Here is an 18,663-nt window from a genome sequence, read left to right as displayed (position 1 = left end):
GTGCGGCTCAAGTGCATCAAGCTGGCGGGGTTCAAATCCTTCGTCGATCCGACCACGGTGAACTTCCCCAGTAACATGGCGGCGGTGGTCGGGCCCAATGGCTGCGGCAAATCGAACATCATCGACGCCGTGCGCTGGGTGATGGGCGAGAGCTCGGCCAAGAACTTGCGCGGCGAGTCGATGACCGACGTCATCTTCAACGGTTCGACCAGCCGTAAACCGGTGAGCCAGGCCAGCATCGAGCTGGTGTTCGACAACACCGACGGCACCCTGCTTGGCGAATACGCCGCCTATGCGGAAATTTCCATTCGCCGCAAAGTGACCCGCGACAGCCAGACCACCTATTACCTCAACGGCACCAAGTGCCGTCGCCGCGATATCACCGACATCTTCCTCGGTACCGGCCTGGGCCCGCGCAGCTACTCGATCATCGAGCAGGGGATGATCTCCAAGCTGATCGAGTCCAAGCCCGAAGACTTGCGCAACTTCATTGAAGAAGCGGCGGGCATCTCCAAGTACAAGGAGCGCCGGCGCGAGACCGAAAACCGCATTCGTCGCACCCACGAAAACCTGGAGCGCCTGACGGACCTGCGCGAAGAGCTGACGCGTCAGCTTGAACGCTTGCACCGCCAGGCCGAGGCGGCCAAGAAGTATCAGGAATACAAGGGCGAGGAGCGTCAACTCAAGGCCCAACTGTCGGCCCTGCGCTGGCAAGCCTTGAACGAACAGGTCGGCCAGCGCGAAGCGATCATTGGCACCCAGGAAGTCACGTTCGAAGCGCTGGTGGCCGAGCAACGCAACGCCGACGCGAGCATCGAACGCTTTCGCGACGGGCACCATGACCTGTCGGAGCGCTTCAATCTGGTGCAGGGGCGTTTCTATTCGGTCGGTGGCGACATCGCCCGGGTCGAGCAGAGCATCCAGCACGGGCAGCAGCGCCTGCGTCAGCTGCAAGACGATCTGAAAGAAGCCGAGCGCGCACGCCTGGAAACCGAGTCGCATCTGGGCCACGACCGCACGTTGCTGCTGACCCTCGGCGAAGAGCTGGACATGCTCACGCCGGAGCAGGAAGTCACCAGCGCCGCCGCCGAAGAAGCCGCCGCTGCGCTGGAAGAATCCGAAACCACCATGCACGGCTGGCAGGAGCAGTGGGACACGTTCAACCTGACCGCCGCCGAACCGCGTCGCCAGTCCGAAGTCCAGCAGTCACGCATCCAGCAGCTGGAAACCAGCATGGAGCGTTTGGCTGATCGTCAGAAGCGCCTCGGCGAAGAACGCGCCTTGCTTTCGGCGGACCCGGAAGACGCGGCGATCATGGAGCTCAGCGAGCAGTTGGCCGCTTCCGAGGCCACGCTCGAAGACTTGCAGGCCAGTGAAGAAGCGCAGGTCGAGCGACTTGAGCAACTGCGTCAGGAATTGCAGCAAGCGTTGTCAGCGCAGCAACAGGCGCAGGGCGATTTGCAGCGTCTCAACGGGCGTCTCGCTTCGCTTGAAGCCTTGCAGCAAGCCGCGCTCGACCCGGGCACCGGCACCGCTGAATGGCTGCGCGAGCAACACTTGGCGGACCGTCCACGCCTGGCCGAAGGCCTCAAGGTTGAAGCCGGCTGGGAGCTGGCGGTGGAAACCGTGCTCGGCGCCGATCTGCAAGCGGTGCTGGTGGACGATTTCGGCGGTTTCGATCTGGCCGGTTTTGCCCAAGGCGATTTGCGATTGCTCAGCCCCGCCAGCGATGGCGTGCGTGTGCCAGGCAGCTTGCTCGACAAGGTCGAGGCGCAGATCGATCTGTCGCCGTGGCTGGGGCAGGTCAAGCCGGTTGAAAACCTCGAACAGGCCTTGGCATTGCGCAGTCAGTTGAGCGCCGGTCAGAGCCTGATCAGCCGCGATGGATACTGGGTCGGCCGGCACTTTTTACGGGTGCGCCGCGCCAGCGAAGCGGAAAGTGGCGTGCTGGCTCGCGGTCAGGAAATCCAGCGACTGAGCGTTGAGCGCGAAGAGCGTGAAGCCACGGTCGAAACCCTCGAAACCCAACTTCAGAATCTGCGGGCGCAGCAGCGTCAGCAGGAAAACGGTCGCGAACATTTGCGCCGTTTGCTGCAGGACGAAGCGCGTCAGCAAGGTGAATTGAAAGCCCAGTTGTCCGCCGGCAAAGCCAAGGTCGAGCAACTGACCTTGCGCCGTACGCGGCTCGATGAAGAGCTCACCGAACTGGCCGAGCAGCGCGCGCTGGAACACGAAAACATCGGCGAAGCACGTCTGCAATTGCAGGAAGCTCTCGACGCCATGGCGTTGGACACCGAGCAGCGTGAGCTGCTGCTGGCCCAGCGCGACAGCTTGCGCGAGCGCCTTGATCGCGTGCGTCAGGAAGCCCGGCAGCACAAGGATCACGCGCATCAATTGGCGGTGCGTCTGGGTTCGCTCAAGGCGCAACACGACTCGACGCGTCAGGCGCTGGAACGGCTGGAAATGCAGTCCGAGCGCCTCACCGAAAAACGCGAACAGCTCAGCCTCAATCTGGAGGAGGGCGAGGCGCCGCTGGAAGAGCTGCGCCTGAAGCTGGAAGAGTTGCTCGACAAGCGCATGACCGTCGACGAAGAACTCAAGACCGCACAGATTGCCCTCGAAGACGCCGACCGCGAATTGCGTGACGCCGAAAAACGCCGCCACCAGGCCGAGCAGCAATCGCAGTTGATTCGTGGCCAGATGGAAACCCAGCGCATGGAATGGCAAGCCCTGACCGTGCGCCGCAAGACCCTGGAAGATCAGTTGCTGGAAGACGGTTACGACCTGCACGGCGTACTCGCCACGCTGACGACCGAAGCCAGCGAGAAGGACGCCGAAGAGGAACTCGAACGCATTGCCGCACGCATTCAGCGCCTCGGCGCGATCAATCTCGCGGCCATCGACGAATATCAGCAACAATCCGAGCGTAAACGTTATCTGGATGCGCAGAACGACGATCTGGTCGAAGCGCTGGACACCCTCGAGAACGTGATCCGCAAGATCGACAAGGAAACACGCAACCGCTTCAAGGATACCTTTGATCAGATCAATGGCGGTTTACAGGCGCTTTTCCCAAAAGTTTTCGGTGGAGGACGCGCGTATTTGGAACTGACGGGCGAAGATCTACTCGATACAGGGGTGACGATCATGGCGCAGCCGCCCGGAAAGAAGAACAGCACCATCCATTTGCTCTCCGGTGGCGAAAAAGCCCTGACCGCATTGGCTCTGGTTTTTGCGATCTTCAAGTTGAATCCGGCGCCGTTCTGCATGCTCGATGAAGTTGACGCGCCGCTGGATGACGCTAACGTTGGACGCTACGCCCGGCTGGTGAAAGAGATGTCGCAGACGGTGCAGTTCATCTATATCACCCACAACAAGATCGCCATGGAAATGGCCGATCAATTGATGGGGGTGACGATGCACGAACCGGGTTGCTCGCGTCTGGTGGCAGTGGATGTCGAGGAGGCGATGGCGATGGTGGATGCCTGAGTCGACGTCTGTAGGTTGAGTATTTTTTGTCCGTAGGACTTATTTACCTTCCTTGACTTGCTGGCCAATCGACATATTCGCGCAAGCCATTGTGACAGACGGTGTAAAGTTGCCTTTGGTCGTGCTAGTTTAATGTCAATTTTTCGTATACGTGGGCAAAACGCCTGTCAGAACATAGAGTTGGCGCCACGTTTTAAAGCGGTTTACGAGTTGTAAACCCCTTATTTTTCAGCATTTTTTATAGAGGCACGGGATTACATGGAAATCGGTCTGCGCGAGTGGCTGATCGTCATCGGCATTATTGTCATTGCCGGTATTCTTTTCGATGGCTGGCGCCGTATGCGCGGCGGCAAGGGAAAACTGAAGTTCCGTCTTGATCGAAGTCTGTCCAATTTGCCGGACGAGGACACCAGCGCCGAGCTGTTGGGCCCGCCGCGCGTTCTGGATACCCACAAAGAACCGCAGCTGGACGAGCACGATCTGCCGTCGGTGAGCATGCCTGCCCGTGAGCCCCGTGAGTCGGGTTCCAAGCGCGGCAAGCGTGGCCATGGCGAGCCGTCGCAAGGCGATATGAACCTCAGCCTGGACCTGGACGGCGGCCCGAGCTTCAGCAGCCGTGACGACGATTTCCCGGTTGACGCCAAGTCTTCGCCTTCGGTCAGCGACAAGGAACAACCGCAAGCCGAAGAAGTGCTGGTGATCAGCGTGATCTGCCGCGACGCCGCTGGCTTCAAAGGCCCGGCGCTGTTGCAGAACATTCTGGAAAGCGGCTTGCGCTTCGGCGAGATGGACATTTTCCACCGCCACGAAAGCATGGCTGGCAACGGCGAAGTCCTGTTCTCCATGGCCAATGCGGTCAAGCCGGGCGTCTTCGATCTGGACGACATCGACCACTTCAGCACACCGGCCGTGAGCTTCTTCCTCGGCCTGCCAGGCCCGCGTCATCCGAAGCAGGCCTTCGACGTGATGGTGGCTGCGGCGCGCAAACTGTCCCAGGAGCTGAACGGCGAACTGAAAGACGACCAGCGCAGCGTACTGACCGCGCAGACGATCGAGCATTACCGTCAGCGCATCGTCGAATTCGAACGCCGCGCCCTGACCCAGAAGCGCTGATATTGGCAATGTGCGGGCGTTCATGACGCGACTCCCGCACCTTGTAGGAGCCAGGCTTGCCGGCGAAGGCGATTTCAAATACGCCTTCGCCGGCAAGCCTGGCTCCTACAACTAAATCACCGCCGTATTTACAGATTGAGCAGCCTCGGCTGCTCTTTTGCTTTATGAGAGAACACCCATGACCGCCGCCAAAACCCGCATTCTAGAGCTGCGCGCTGAGTTGGATCAGCACAACTATCGCTACCACGTGATGGACGAGCCGAGCATTCCGGACGCCGAGTACGACCGGTTGTTCCATGAGCTCAAGGCCCTCGAAACAGCCAACCCTGACCTCATCACCAGCGACTCGCCAACCCAGCGCGTCGGCAGCGCGGCGCTGTCGGCGTTCACCCAGGTGCGTCACGAAGTGCCGATGCTCAGCCTCGGCAACGCCTTCGAAGAAACCGACATGCGCGAGTTCGATCGTCGGGTGACTGAAGGCCTCGACCTGCCAGCCGGTGACTTGTTTGGCGGCGGGGCGGCGGTGGAGTACAGCTGCGAACCGAAGCTCGATGGCCTGGCGGTCAGCCTGCTTTATCAGGACGGTGTGCTGGTGCGCGGCGCAACGCGCGGTGACGGCACCACCGGTGAAGACATCAGTGTCAACGTACGCACCGTGCGTAATATTCCGCTCAAGCTGCAAGGCACCGGCTGGCCGGCGACCCTGGAAGTGCGCGGCGAAGTGTTCATGTCCAAGGCCGGTTTCGAACGGCTCAACGCCACGCAACTGGAAGTCGGCGGCAAGACCTTCGCCAACCCGCGCAATGCGGCGGCGGGCAGCTTGCGGCAGCTGGATTCGAAGATCACTGCCAACCGTCCGCTGGAATTCTGCTGCTACGGCACCGGCCAGGTTTCGGCGGAGATTGCCGACACCCACATCGGCAATCTGAAGCAGCTTCAGGCATGGGGCATGCCGATCAGTCGCGAGCTGAAACTGGCACACGGCATCGATGAATGCCTGGATTACTACCGCGACATCGGTGAGCGTCGCAACAGTCTGGCCTATGAAATCGACGGTGTGGTGTTCAAGGTCAACAGCATCGCCTCCCAACGTGAATTGGGCTTCCGCGCCCGCGAACCGCGCTGGGCGATTGCCCATAAATTCCCGGCGATGGAAGAACTCACCGAATTGCTCGACGTGGAATTCCAGGTCGGGCGAACCGGTGCCGTAACGCCGGTGGCGCGCTTGAAGCCGGTCAAGGTGGCGGGCGTCACCGTGGCCAACGCGACGCTGCACAACATGGACGAAGTGGCGCGTCTGGGGCTGATGATCGGCGACACCGTGATCATCCGCCGCGCGGGTGACGTGATTCCGCAGGTGGTGCAAGTGGTCATGGAGCGCCGCCCGGAAAACGCACGGCCAGTGCAGATCCCTGAACAGTGCCCGGTCTGCGGTTCGCATGTCGAACGCACACAATTGGTCAAGCGCAGCAAGGGTCGCGAGACCATCAGCGAGGGCGCGGTGTATCGCTGTGTCGGTCGCCTGGCCTGCGGTGCGCAACTCAAGCAGGCGATCATTCACTTCGTTTCCCGTCGAGCCATGGACATCGAAGGTTTGGGCGAGAAGAGCGTCGAGCAGTTGGTGGATGAAGGTCTGGTGAGTTCGCCGGCCGATCTGTACGCCCTGACGTTCGAGCAAATCGTCGATCTCGAAGGCTTTGCCGAGCTGTCGAGCAAGAACCTGCTCAGCGCCATCGAAGACAGCAAAAAGCCGGGCCTGGCGCGCTTCATCTACGCCCTCGGCATTCCCGATGTCGGCGAAGAGACGGCCAAGGTGCTGGCACGCTCCCTCGGCTCGCTGGAGCGGGTTCAGCAGGCGTTGCCGCAAGTGCTCACGTACTTGCCGGATGTCGGCCTGGAAGTGGCTCACGAGATTCACAGCTTCTTCGAAGATGCGCATAACCAGCAGGTGATCGCCGATCTGCTCAAGCATGGCCTGCAGATTCAGGATCAGGGCGAGTTGGGCGCCGAGTTTGCGGCGAGTACCACGCTGGGCGGTTTCCTCGACAAGCTGCACATTCCTTCGGTCGGGCCGGGCGGGGCGCAGAAGCTGGCGGAAAAATTCGGTTCGCTGGAAGGTGTGTTTGCTGCTGACTGGCTGGACATGCGCCAGGCCTTGCCAGAGAAACAGGCCAATTCGGTTCGCGAGTTCTTTGCCGTCGCCGAAAATCGTCAGATCGCTGAAGCCGCTGAAAAGCAGCTGCGCGATTTCGGCATGCATTGGCAGAGCGAGAAGAAGGTCGTCGAAGGCTTGCCGCTGGCAGGGCAGACCTGGGTGCTGACCGGCTCGCTGGAATTGATGAGCCGCGATGTTGCCAAGGACAAACTGGAAAGCCTCGGCGCCAAAGTGGCCGGTTCGGTGTCGGCCAAGACCCATTGCGTGGTGGCCGGGCCGGGTGCCGGTTCGAAGTTGGCCAAGGCCAATGAGCTGGGGTTGAAGGTGCTGGATGAAGAGGCGTTTGTCGCGTTTTTGAGTACACACGGTATTTCTGTTTGATGCCAATCGCGAGCAGGCTCGCTCCCACATTTGACCGCATTCCTACTGGAAGAACGCGGTTACCTGTAGGAGCGAGCCTGCTCGCGAAGGCGATATTCGCCATCACGCAAAATCCGGGAACGATCGACAACCAATCATGATCTAGTCTTGGCAAGCCCAGGGAGAGATCGCCATGCACCGCTTCTTCGAACAGCTCAGTTCACGCATCGCCGCGCCTTTCATTGGCGAAAGCTCGCGCAACAGTAAGGTCTGGCATTGTCGCTGCGGGCAGTCGCTGTTCTTTCGCAACAGTCAGTGCCTGGCCTGTTCGGCGGCCTTGGGCTATCAGCCTGAACTGAGTCGCTTATCGTCGTTACAGCCCGCTTCGCAAGCCGACACCTGGATTCTCGATGCCGACCCCGGCGCGGGTATCTTCCGGCGCTGCGCCAATCTAGACACCCCGGCCGCCTGCAACTGGCTATTGCCGGCCAACAATCACGAAACCTTGTGCATCGCCTGTAGCCTGAATCACACCATTCCTGATTTATCGCTTCCCGAGAATCACGACCGCTGGCGCAAGGTCGAAATCGCCAAGCGTCGGCTGGTCGCGCAACTGGTCAGCCTGGGTTTGCAGGTCATCCCCAAAACCGTGGACGAAGAGAGCGGGCTGGCCTTCGATTTCATTGGCGTCGACCTCGAAGGCAAGCCACCGACCACGGGCCATGCCAACGGCCTGATCACCCTCGATATCAAAGAAGCCGACGACGCGCACCGCGAGCAGGTGCGGGTGCAGATGCACGAACCGTATCGCACGTTGCTCGGCCACTTCCGTCATGAGGTCGGGCATTATTATTGGGACCGGCTGATCGCCAACAGCCAGTGGCTGGAGCCATTTCGTGGTGTGTTCGGCGACGAGCGCGCGAGTTACGCCGAGGCGCTCGACCGGCATTACCAGCAAGGCGCGCCGCTCGACTGGCAGCAACATTTCGTCAGCGCCTACGCCACCATGCATCCCTGGGAAGACTGGGCCGAAACCTGGGCGCATTACCTGCACATGATGGACGCGGTGGACACCGCCCTCGGCTTCGGCATGAGTGCGCGGGAAATGGATTTCGACTACCAGCCATTCCCGTCCAGCACCCTCTATGATCCGCAGCATCCCGGCGGCGCGGCGTTCCTGTCATTCGTCAATGCGTGGATCGAACTCGCCGGCATGCTCAACGAACTGTCGCGCAGCATGGGCCAGCCGGATTTCTACCCGTTCGTATTGCCGCCGGCGGTGATTGCCAAGTTGCACTTCATTCATCTGGTGATCCAGCAGGAGGGCGGCAGGGCGGATGAAGTGGTGCAGGACCTGTAGGCGCCTGCGCTCTTTTCAGGACTGCGCATGTCCTTGAAGCCGCTCATATTTTTTAATCCGTCCGAACGGTTGTAACTTCGCCTCAGATAGGTACAATGGCGCGGCTCGCCGTCAGGTGAGCGTCGTTATGGTGACCCCATCGGTCCCCCCGCAACGATTACCCGTGAACCTGGTCAGATCCGGAAGGAAGCAGCCACAGCGGGAACATTGTGTGCCGGGGTGTGGCTGGTGGGTTCACCACCTATCTCTAAGTCCTTGATTTTTCAAGGATTTATCAGTAAAAAATCTCGAAGTGTGACAGCGTATAGGTACACCTAAGTGGTGCACCTTGCTGGCGATCTTACCTTGATCATTTATCTCTCGCCATCAAAGCCGTTTAGGCCGCATTGTCATTGCTTAAATCTGTGGTTGAGCGAGGGGAGTGGATAGGTTTTATCGTGCTTTCGATGGTGCGCATGGTTCAGGTTCCAAGCTACCCGCCATACAAATGAAAGCCCCGTAGATCAAGGTCTACGGGGCTTTTTTGTTTTTGCATTGTACGTGGCGATTGTAAGTAAAATTTGCCAGTGGAAATTTTAGGTGCTGGAAAATTTTTGATTCCAATTTTTTAGTTTGGAATTATCCATCAAAAGGGGACCCATAAGCCCCTTTAGGCCGTTCTGGCAGCGTGTAGTGGTCCCGCCCCCCCATTTCCATGCAGCATTTCCGCTCTGGCTTCGTTAGGGCGTATACGCGCCGACTCAGTAGCGGCGTTGAACATATCCAATTGATCTGTAGATGTTTCGTCTAAACGCCGTCCTGTCCAATTCGAAATGCGCTGGCATCATGGGCGATGCACTTATGGTGTGATATTGTTTTGACATTGAGGGTCAGTGCTTTCGAAAGGCTCGACAGGAACTCCGTGATCTTGGCCTTGACCAAGGATGGCAAATGATAGAAATCCCATACACGCAAAAAAACCTTCTTCGATGTGTAGGTTACAAAGATATTCTGGCAGACAAGTCACTGCTTGATACTGAATCTCGTCTATCCGCCGTAAAAGTATCTTTGGAAAAAATTAAAAATAAAACGGCATTTCATAACGCTCTGCGCCCGGTCCTGATTGCAAGTAAGAAAGGGTATGTTTTTACGGGTTTGCAATCTGAGTTGATATCACGTCTAGTTGCAAAAAACATAAAGGTTAATTACAAGATAAAGCAGTCTGATCGACAAACGGTTATAGCTAATGCTATATCTTTGCTGAAAGAAGGTGGTGCCTATGATGTGTACCGTTTCGATATCAAGAATTTTTATGAGAATGTTGATAGAAAGCTGGTGTTGCAAAAGCTTATAAGTGATGCAAAGTGTTCTTGGCAAACTTTGCGGTTGGTTTCAGAGCTGTTTGAAGCTTTTGAAGTTTGGGATATTCAAGGTCTACCGCGTGGGTTGGGTGTAAGTTCAGCATTATCAGAATTGGCTCTAAGTGAGTTCGATGCCAAGATAAGGCACATGCCTGAGGTGTTCTATTACGGTAGATTTGTAGATGATATTCTGATCATTACTTCTGCAAATATCCCGCGAGCTGTATTTGAAAAAGAATTGTCCGAGTGTTTGTTTCAGGGGCTGGAGTTTCATGGTGGTGGCAAGAGAAATTACTTGGCTATTCCAAGGTCAAGAGATGATGTTGGTCGCAATGAGTTTCAGTCATTTGATTTCTTGGGATATGAATTCAAAGTATTCAGTCGTAACGAGTCGGATTTTAAGTGTGGATTTAAAAGAAGAAAGTTGTTGATTGATCTGTCGTCATCTAAGGTTGAGAAAATTAAATCTAGATTGATTAATTCTTTTTGCAGTTATATGGCAAGTGCCAAAGGTCAGGATGACTACGCTATTCTTAAATTTCGGGTAATGGCTCTGGCAGGAAATTACTATATTACTGATCCGATTTCTGGGATCAATATAAAGACGGGAATATACTATAATTACGTTCATAAGAACTTTGCTCATCGATGTACTTTGAGCGGGCTTGATGGATTTTTACATGGGCTGCTTTTTTCTAAAACCCATTCATTGTCTCAAAGAATATGCAGGAGCTTAACGCTTCAGCAACGTCGACAATTGGCGGGATATAGTTTTGTTTCCGGATTTGTTGGTGCGCGTTTTCATTCATTTACTTATCAAGTTTTGAAGACGATCAAGGAGTGCTGGCGGAAATGAAAGGGAATCTACGTAGGGTAAGGAAAGAAGATTTTGCACGAGTTCTTCTTACAGAAACTTGTCCATATGAAGTTCCGGTGTTGTTTAGTAATTTGGGTTTTTATTGGCATGTTAGAAAGTTTAAAGATGGGAAGAGCGACGTTGCTGATGTAATAAAATATCTGTTTACTGATTATGATCATTCTGAATACTCAATTCCGCTTATCTACAAAATCCGGAAGGATGAAGACTCTTTCCGAACATTATCTTTGTTGCACCCATGTGCGCAGATAAGATTTGTTGACTTTTATCAGGCCTTCGATCAACAAATATTGTTGGAGTGTAGAAAGAGTGTGTTCAGCATTCGTGCTCCATCTAGGATAGCAAGCAAGTATTATGTTAAGAATCCTAGGCAAAACATCAATAAATACCGTTCAGAAAATGTTGCTGGTCTAGGTGATGAATCTAGACATCGATTTCTCTCTTCTTACTTTTCGTATAATGGATATACCAGGCTTTACAAATTTTTCGATTCGCAGGAGTTTATTCGTCTGGAACAACGGTTTTCATCATTCTGGTCTCTTGATATTTCGAAGTGTTTCGACAGTATATATACTCATTCTATTACTTGGGCTTTGAAGACGAAGGTGTATTCGAAAAGTAATGCTAGGGTGAAAAACTCTTTTGGTAGCATTCTTGACCGGCTTATGCAGGCCTGTAATTATAATGAGACGGCGGGTATTGTTATCGGTCCTGAAACAAGCAGGGTGTTTGCCGAAATAATTTTTCAGGAAGTCGACCTGGATATTGAGAAAAAACTAAGTGCTATGGATTTTGTTTGTGGGGATTCATATGTAATTAAGCGGTATGTGGATGACATTTTTATATTCACAACTAGCGAGGCAGACTCTTCAAAAATATCAAAGGTTGTTGCTTCTTGTTTTAAAGAGTACAAGCTTAATCTAAATACTAGCAAAACGGTTAAGGCGGCTAGGCCGTTTGTTACTCAAAAAACTAAGTCGTTACGAAGTGTGAAGGCTTCACTGGCGAGGCTTACTGATAGTTTGGTTGGTCAAAAAGTGGGCGAAGATGCAAAAGGTTTCATTCCTAAGAGGGTGTTTAATCGGAATAAACTAAAGGTCAGTTTTTTGAATGATGTTAAGTCTTCATGCATTAATGACCCTGATGCATATGATTTAGCATGTGGGTATGTGATATCTGCGCTTTGTAATCTTTTAGTTAAAGTTACAGACGAAAATATTGGTCGTGTTTTTGATGACTCCGAAAACAAAGGTAAGTACGAGGATTTTTTTCATATTGTAATTGAGCTGATGTTTCATTTTTATACCGTTAGTCCAAGTCATAAGGGGTCTGTTAAAATTTGCATGGCTACGAATCTGGCTTGTTCATTCTTTGATGCTCACATATCAGAGGAGTCAAATTCGATTAGAAGTCTGATATACATCCTTGGAAACGAATTTTTCAAAAGTAGCGACTTCATCAAGATGAAGCCTAATAAAGACTATGCTTTGTTAGAGGCTTTGAATCTTCTGATTTCATTGAAGGAGCTTGGTGATGATTTTAGCTTGCCAAGGGAAACATTGAAGGCTGTCGTCGACGTGTCGGAGGGGCGTGATCTTACATACTTTGAAATTGTCACGCTGTTGTATTATATTGGCTCGTCGAACATGTACCCCCAAATTAAGGAATATGTCATTAAGAATATAAAAAAGAAGCTTTTGGAGCTTGATGATATCAGACAGAATTCCGAAAAAGTCCATTTGCTGATGGATGTATTCACTTGTCCTCACGTCCCGGATAGGTTGAAAGAAACTTTAGTTGAGAGATTGCTGAAGCAAGTTAAGAAGCGTCAACCTACGAAGATTGAGATAGATGGAGCTAGAACGAATCTTGGAAAATTTCCCTGGTTTATATCTTGGAATGGTGCCGAGCTGATGACGTTGCTAGAGAAAAAAGAGTTGCTGAAAAGTTACTAACGATTTAGTATTGGTTTGCAAGGTGTACCTTTTAGCTTGATGGCAGTGGCTACGATACTGTCAGAACGCTCCGGCAGAGTTTGGTCAAAGAGCCTGGGATGGTTCTTCAATAGGCCGAGCTGGAGCATCGTTTGCATATATTGGGACGGCGGTTTATCCGCACACACTATACTGACAGGGCACCTTGCACTATTTTTACACGTATATGTATAGGGCAGCATCAAATTTGCTGACTGCATTTTTTCCAGTGTCGTTTAACCGTCGCGATACCCAATCCTAGTTTCATCGCCACTTGTGATTGACTGAACTTCTGTGTTTTCAGTTCTTGCACCATTTTGGTTGTTTCCAGTGCGGCTGGGCGGCCAAGCTTCTTGCCCTCTGATTTGGCTCGTGCCAATCCCGCTTGTGTTCTTTCAATCAATAGATCACGTTCGAATTCGGCAACTGCTGAAAGAACTTGCATCGTCATTTTTCCTGCTGGGCTAGTAAGGTCTACACCACCTAAGGCCAGGCAATGAACCCTAACGTCGTTTTCAGCTAGTTGTTCAACTGTCTGACGAACGTCCATCGCATTGCGACCTAAGCGATCCAATTTGCTCACCACAAGCACATCACCTGATTCCATACGTTCAAGTAGCTTTTGAAATACCGGGCGTTCTGACGTGGCTACAGAGCCGCTGATTGTCTCGGACACCAATCGTTGTGGCTGAATGCTAAAGCCTGCGGATTGAATCTCCAAAACCTGATTTTGGGTTGTTTGGTCATGGGTGCTGACTCGGACATACGCGAAGGTTCTGGACATGATGGTTCCGGTATCATTAAACATGTAGGTATCATGTCATTGCTGGTATCAGTGTCAAGCCCTATATTTATGATACTGCCTTCTCTAGGGTTTGGTTGGCATCCTAAATCGGTCGTTTAGTGATGCTCTACTTTACATTCTGCAATTTGGTCGTTCTCTGGGTGGCGCGGTAACGATGCGATATTACGTCCGATGCAGCCACTCATCTGCGCTCCTATTGACCACCCAGGATGTCGTAGTGACGACCAGCAAAGAACGCCCAAAGCAGATCTGGATGCGACGACCCGATTCGACTCAAATCGTCTTGTTCGCTTCAAAGCCACGAAAAAGGGGGGGCATCCTGCTGCGATCTGCCCTTCAGCCGCGCTCGGTGCGTCCAAAACGAAAAAATATTGAGCATCCTTGATCATTAACGTAGCTATGCTAATGTAGTTACGTAATTATTTTATTTATGCCAAGGATAGAGATAATGGAAACCTCATACACCGACCCGAAAACCGTCTTAAGCCCACGCGGAAGCGTAAAAAACCTGGAAATTTTGTATGACGGTGGCGCAGGGTCCTTCTCCCTCGCGAAGTTGGAGTGGGACGGTAGGGACGCGCACGGCTTTCGCTGGAATGGACACACCGATAAAAAAACCAACAAGGTAACCAAAGGCAGTCCCATCTCCACAGGCTATCCAGTCTGGATGATCCTACCGACAGAGATGGTTCAAGCAATGGACTTTGAAAAGATAATCAATCGGAAAACGCTGAACCAGCGGGTCGTAAGCGAGATAAAATCCTTGGTCGAGACTAAGAAAACCCAAGACCCGGAAGGTTTCTCCCTGACCTACGAAGCGGATGCGACTGGCATAGATGGCAACGTCCTTGAAGAGATCAAGGAAGTTCTGGCGGGCGATAAAATCAACATAATCAGTGTCAAAGAAAAAGGAAATGCAACGCTTTTCAACGTCGCGTATTCATGACACTAAAGACAGACTATCGTCGGGGAGATGTCCTGCTGCATGACTGCCTGCGGTAGGGTATCCACGCTCCGTATCACGACCACACTGCTGATGCAAAATCAGCATCCGCCCTGGGTCCAATTTCAATCGGCAAGGTGTGGGTGCCCTCGATCAGCGCCAACAGTCAGCAGGGTGTTAAGTTTATCGGGTGTCCGCAAAGGGCTGGCTTGTAGGGGCTCACTTTGTGACCTATGCCCGTGACAATCATCCGTCGCCCTTAGCCTTTCGAATCGCTTTGAGCATGCCCATCAGTACTTTTGGGTCTTCGGTTTCATAAATGATGTCGCAAAGCTGATGCCGAAGCTCGCCAGCACCCAATGGTTCTTTGGCTTCAAATTGAAGAAGTGACGCCAGCGAAACACCCAATGCCTTTGCAAGCTGATGCAACGCATCAAATCCCGGCGAATACTCACCACGTTCAAACCTACTTATGGTCATCGGTTCGTAGTCCAGCGATTCTGCAAGCTGTGCCTGGGTCAACCCCAAAGCCTTTCGTAATGCCCTGATCCGTTGGCCGAGAACCATGGACGCATCCCGAGTCATAAACAATCCAAATCAAAAGCAGGATGCTCACACCGGAAACCGTCGCCATGAAGGACACTGAAAGATAGTAATTATTGAAAATATATCATTAGATGATATTTTGTGTTGCCATTTGCCATCATGATTGGCATGCAAATCAAGCGCACCACAGGGAAACGGAAATGAAATTGTACTTTGGGCTTTTTTTGGCTGCTTTGAGCATGCCGCTAGCCAGTCTAGCGGGCGTGTGTGCCCTTGAATTCGAAGTCGTCTGGAATATACGGCAAGCCCTTGGAATTGGCGTCGTCGTGGGCTCGGTGATGATTCTACTGGCGTTGATCATGTTCCTTTGCGGCATTCCATCAACCTTGCAGCGTATACGTGCCCAGACCAACGCCAGCAACTGACTTTCAAGGATGAACTGCTTGTACATGTTTAGACGGCGGTGTTGGCTGGCAATCGTAGCCATTGCAACCACCGCCAATGCTGTATCCGCTAGTCCAACTGGCAGTGACACATCTGACCAAATGCTTTGGGCATTCTTGCTGGTGGCCCCACCAGTGGCTTATGCGGGGAACAAGTGGTGGCGTTGGGGGATAGGCTTTAGATTTGGTGCTGCAAGCGGTGCAGGATTTCTATCCGCGTTGAAGTGGTCATTGATAGCCGCTGTCTGGGTGGCAATTGTGATGGGGCTTGCGTGGTTTATACACAAAAAATGACCCCTACGATGCGTATCAATAACCAAATACTTTTTTCGGTATGCAACACATAGCACTAGATGCTTATGGTTGTCAGCAGGGCTGTTACCTGACGGTGGTTGACCCCACTGAAAGAAAGGACATCTTCCAACTTTAACGACGGAAAAATTATGCGAAATGCTATTTTGGTCTTGGCCTTTTTGCCAGCGGTTACCTTCGGACAGGCATTGAATCAATCCGACTTGAAAGCGCTGGAAAACGCTAACGGCGTTAAATACGCAGGGGGACTTTCAAATGCTTTTACGAGCAATCAAGACAAGGGGTTGAACTGGTTCAAAAACAAGGCGTTTGAACTCGACAAAGAGTTCACCATCAGAATGTGCGGTGACGACCTGTGTTACATCCGAGAAAGTAATGGGCCGACGCTGATTGCCGTAGAGCAAGAGGAAGGTGACTTCAACGGGCGAAAGCTCCAAGGACAGTTGGTTCGGGTTATCGGTACAGACATATACGGAACCATGATTATTACCAGATTGAACCTGCACAAAAAGCGGGTTAACCAGATAGCAATACAACCAAGCCCTAACCCTGTCAAACCAGACTATCCTAATTTAACTGATAACTTTGATGAACTGATTAAGGCGCGATCCGCAGAAGGCTGGGCCCGACCACCATCTACAAAGAAAGAAATGGTAGTTGAATTGGAAATCAGCATGACACCGGACGGTACAGTTACATCGGTCAGTGTGGTCAGCACCAGTGGTGATACACCATTTGATAAATCCGCTGTTGCGGCCGTCAAAAATATTGGTCGTTTAACGGAAATGCAAACAATGAAACCGTCGGATATCAACCGGTATCGGTCATTCAAGATGAGATTTACGCCAAACGATTTGTCTTTGTGACAACCGCGTTGCATTTTTTTAATTATCTAGGCTTTGTATGTGTTGATGAGATGGAACACGGGGCCTGTGAATCCTATGGTTTGGATCGGCTTTCACGGTAATTAAGCGCAGCTGATCCTTCAACAGTTCGAGTTATCAAAGATCAGCTATCTGGAACAGCATGCAATGCGCAGCATGTCCTGTGAGCGTCTATACAGCGTTTTGGAGCCCGAAACTGCTTTGGGGTAACCCAGTGGCGTTTTAGTTTCGATCAAGCCCTAGCCGAAGCCTGATGGTCTTGTACAGGCTTAACTGCTGCTGAAACGCTGCTAGAAAGGCGGTAGAAGATATTGCTCGAATAAAGAAAGTCCGACGCGAAGCGGAGTATCCCTTGCATCGCAAGGGATCGTACATCGTCATTTAGACCTCAACCGTAATGTATGGTGAATGAATTCGTCCGCTACGCTTCCGAATTATTCGCTATGCGAATATACGTTCTAGGACTTTAATTTTAGTCTATTCCCTTAAAGTACATAAGAGAATTAACTAATTTTTTGAATCGCCGAACTAATTATGATGTCCTGCTAGCCGAAACAAGCTTTTTTACCGTTTTATTGTAGTTGTATATCTTCCTCACGGAGATTTCCGTCGTCAACGCCACGATGGCAGGCTTCAAACCAGATGCCAGCAAACGCATTGCTTCGATCTTCCGGTCTTCCGGTTTGGGTCCTGGGGTCTCATGCTGCCTATACGTTCGGGCGTATTTCATATCGATGGTCGCATCATCCAGGTACATAGCCACCAAATATTCGGCGACCTCGTATGTTTGAACATACAGGTTTACATCTGCGATGGATGTATTATCCCGCAACGAACAACGGTATACGTTTTGGAGCGTTGCGTCGAACAGGTACGTTTGCTTCCATGCTTCACGCAATGATTCATAAGACTTATTGTATTTTTCTGATAAGTACTGCAAGCATTTTGTAGCGGTAGTGACATGGTTTCCGTGAAACATACACAACACGTTCGATACGTATAACCAATCATTTAGACCACGGCTATCCATAGGGCATTTAATCAAGTTGTTTTGGTAGTCGAGTATTGCCCAATCTTGTACGAATACCAAGCATTCACGATCAGGGCCGACGATATGAGAAGCAGAATCAGCGATAATTTGAATGTTGCGTTTTCCTGCGTTTGCCTGCTCAATTTCATTTTTTGGTTTGAATGTAGCGTTCAAAACCGATTTGCTACATTGATCCGAAGTAAGCATAGGATAAACTGTTACTTTATTTTTGTGTTTCGGTGGTTTGCTTGGGGTCAGGATTGATTTTCGGTTGTTAAAGCCATGGGCGTTTGCGAACCATTCAAAAAGCGATCCGGTCCATGTAGCAGTAAGTAAATGTACTTCGCGGCAGTGTTTGAATCGATCGAAGAAACCAGCTTCATCAGCAAAGAACACTACGCCATACTTTGAATCATCGTCACTAGAAATAAAAACGTTATGGCCAGCAAGCGTTGCTTCGTATATTTGAAGGGCATCCTTCGACAGCAACGAGGTCGGACCTGACCCATCTGAATTGGCATTAAATAAACGCAGCTCATCTTCCACTTTTTTTCTGCAACCTGATTTGATTGTTACGCTGCCGGACAAATCAATATCAAGGTGCTGTAATGATGCCAGCTGGGATTGTTTGACCTTCATAGCTTGCGGCCTTACAGGCGAAGGCAACTCATCAACAATCACCGTCCAATTGCTAAGATGTTTGGCTTTGCACTGGTGAAACGATGCATGCTGGCATACTATTAAATTGTTAAGCTCCGCCGGATCAAGGCTCTGATTCAGCGTTGCAATCGCGGCAATACCATTGCGACTATCAACTTTCAAAGGCTTAAGTCCCAAGCCAAGTAACTTACTGCAAACGTCATCTGCAAGAGCCATTGTCGGCACCACAAATAATACCCGGTTGCCCGAGGCCATCCACTGGGGAATGATCTGACACGCGTTGGTGGTTTTTCCTGTTCCGGGACGAGCTAAAGCGATGTTGATAATTTTGTTCATCATGAATTCGATCGAAAGCGTTATTGCTTGCCATCAT

General features: G+C 51.8%; 11 protein-coding genes, 1 other RNA gene and 1 pseudogene. 10 read left to right on the top strand and 3 right to left on the bottom strand.

Annotated features, from left to right (window positions below; all coding sequences use genetic code 11):
- From smc to drt3b, 7 genes are all read left to right on the top strand, one after another.
- On the top strand, nucleotides 1–3,489 hold the full coding sequence (gene smc / locus IB246_RS16825; protein WP_008037755.1) for a chromosome segregation protein SMC: 3,489 nt from the start codon (nucleotides 1–3) through the stop codon (nucleotides 3,487–3,489).
- Nucleotides 3,490–3,747: 258 nt separating this feature from the next.
- Complete coding sequence (zipA, locus tag IB246_RS16820) at nucleotides 3,748–4,602, top strand: cell division protein ZipA (RefSeq protein ID WP_008027358.1); 855 nt, start codon at nucleotides 3,748–3,750, stop codon at nucleotides 4,600–4,602.
- A 178-nt stretch (nucleotides 4,603–4,780) separates the two neighbouring features.
- Entirely contained in the window at nucleotides 4,781–7,138 is a 2,358-nt protein-coding gene (gene ligA / locus IB246_RS16815) for an NAD-dependent DNA ligase LigA (RefSeq protein WP_008037753.1), read from the top strand.
- Nucleotides 7,139–7,310: 172 nt separating this feature from the next.
- Entirely contained in the window at nucleotides 7,311–8,477 is a 1,167-nt protein-coding gene (locus IB246_RS16810; protein WP_008037752.1) for a putative zinc-binding metallopeptidase, read from the top strand.
- A gap of 137 nt (nucleotides 8,478–8,614) precedes the next feature.
- An RNA gene (gene ffs / locus IB246_RS16805) (signal recognition particle sRNA small type) lies at nucleotides 8,615–8,711 on the top strand.
- A 696-nt stretch (nucleotides 8,712–9,407) separates the two neighbouring features.
- A complete protein-coding gene (gene drt3a / locus IB246_RS16800) occupies nucleotides 9,408–10,673 on the top strand; it encodes an antiviral reverse transcriptase Drt3a (protein WP_192230084.1) in 1,266 nt (421 codons plus the stop codon).
- Nucleotides 10,670–12,649 carry an antiviral reverse transcriptase Drt3b gene (gene drt3b / locus IB246_RS16795; protein WP_192230082.1) on the top strand — a complete coding sequence of 660 codons (1,980 nt, stop codon included), beginning with the start codon at nucleotides 10,670–10,672 and terminating at the stop codon, nucleotides 12,647–12,649. The genes drt3a and drt3b overlap by 4 nt, the downstream gene beginning before the upstream one ends.
- A 220-nt stretch (nucleotides 12,650–12,869) precedes the next feature.
- On the opposite strand, the gene IB246_RS16790 is transcribed toward drt3b, so the two are convergent.
- Nucleotides 12,870–13,451 carry a recombinase family protein gene (locus tag IB246_RS16790; RefSeq protein ID WP_192230099.1) on the bottom strand — a complete coding sequence of 194 codons (582 nt, stop codon included), beginning with the start codon at nucleotides 13,449–13,451 and terminating at the stop codon, nucleotides 12,870–12,872.
- Between the two features lie 469 nt (nucleotides 13,452–13,920).
- Between IB246_RS16790 and IB246_RS16785 the strand changes: the two genes are divergently transcribed.
- Nucleotides 13,921–14,418 carry a hypothetical protein gene (locus IB246_RS16785; RefSeq protein WP_192230080.1) on the top strand — a complete coding sequence of 166 codons (498 nt, stop codon included), beginning with the start codon at nucleotides 13,921–13,923 and terminating at the stop codon, nucleotides 14,416–14,418.
- A gap of 243 nt (nucleotides 14,419–14,661) precedes the next feature.
- On the opposite strand, the gene IB246_RS16780 is transcribed toward IB246_RS16785, so the two are convergent.
- Entirely contained in the window at nucleotides 14,662–14,982 is a 321-nt protein-coding gene (locus IB246_RS16780; RefSeq protein WP_225609092.1) for a helix-turn-helix domain-containing protein, read from the bottom strand.
- Between the two features lie 179 nt (nucleotides 14,983–15,161).
- Between IB246_RS16780 and IB246_RS16775 the strand changes: the two genes are divergently transcribed.
- Both IB246_RS16775 and IB246_RS28710 read left to right on the top strand, forming a co-directional pair.
- Nucleotides 15,162–15,386, top strand: coding sequence for a hypothetical protein (locus tag IB246_RS16775; protein ID WP_192230076.1), 225 nt, complete (start codon nucleotides 15,162–15,164; stop codon nucleotides 15,384–15,386).
- 911 nt (nucleotides 15,387–16,297) lie between these two features.
- Nucleotides 16,298–16,582 (top strand): annotated as a pseudogene (locus IB246_RS28710) (TonB family protein); the annotation flags it as partial.
- 550 nt (nucleotides 16,583–17,132) lie between these two features.
- Here the strand turns inward: IB246_RS28710 and IB246_RS16765 are convergent.
- On the bottom strand, nucleotides 17,133–18,626 hold the full coding sequence (locus tag IB246_RS16765) for a DEAD/DEAH box helicase (RefSeq protein WP_192230072.1): 1,494 nt from the start codon (nucleotides 18,624–18,626) through the stop codon (nucleotides 17,133–17,135).
- Nucleotides 18,627–18,663 lie beyond the last annotated feature (37 nt).

This window comes from Pseudomonas sp. PDM01, assembly GCF_014852325.1.
GTDB lineage: Bacteria > Pseudomonadota > Gammaproteobacteria > Pseudomonadales > Pseudomonadaceae > Aquipseudomonas > Aquipseudomonas migulae.
Note: the sequence above shows the minus strand (reverse complement) of the source record. Positions and strands in the feature narration are given on the sequence as shown.

Coding starts and splice junctions, on each gene's coding strand:
- zipA (WP_008027358.1), top strand. CDS start 3,748: ATGGAAATCGGTCTGCGCGAGTGGCTGATCGTCATCGGCATTATTGTC.
- IB246_RS16775 (WP_192230076.1), top strand. CDS start 15,162: ATGAAATTGTACTTTGGGCTTTTTTTGGCTGCTTTGAGCATGCCGCTA.
- IB246_RS16810 (WP_008037752.1), top strand. CDS start 7,311: ATGCACCGCTTCTTCGAACAGCTCAGTTCACGCATCGCCGCGCCTTTC.
- IB246_RS16790 (WP_192230099.1), bottom strand. CDS start 13,451: ATGTCCAGAACCTTCGCGTATGTCCGAGTCAGCACCCATGACCAAACA.
- IB246_RS16765 (WP_192230072.1), bottom strand. CDS start 18,626: ATGAACAAAATTATCAACATCGCTTTAGCTCGTCCCGGAACAGGAAAA.
- IB246_RS16785 (WP_192230080.1), top strand. CDS start 13,921: ATGGAAACCTCATACACCGACCCGAAAACCGTCTTAAGCCCACGCGGA.
- IB246_RS16780 (WP_225609092.1), bottom strand. CDS start 14,982: ATGGTTCTCGGCCAACGGATCAGGGCATTACGAAAGGCTTTGGGGTTG.
- ligA (WP_008037753.1), top strand. CDS start 4,781: ATGACCGCCGCCAAAACCCGCATTCTAGAGCTGCGCGCTGAGTTGGAT.
- drt3a (WP_192230084.1), top strand. CDS start 9,408: ATGATAGAAATCCCATACACGCAAAAAAACCTTCTTCGATGTGTAGGT.
- drt3b (WP_192230082.1), top strand. CDS start 10,670: ATGAAAGGGAATCTACGTAGGGTAAGGAAAGAAGATTTTGCACGAGTT.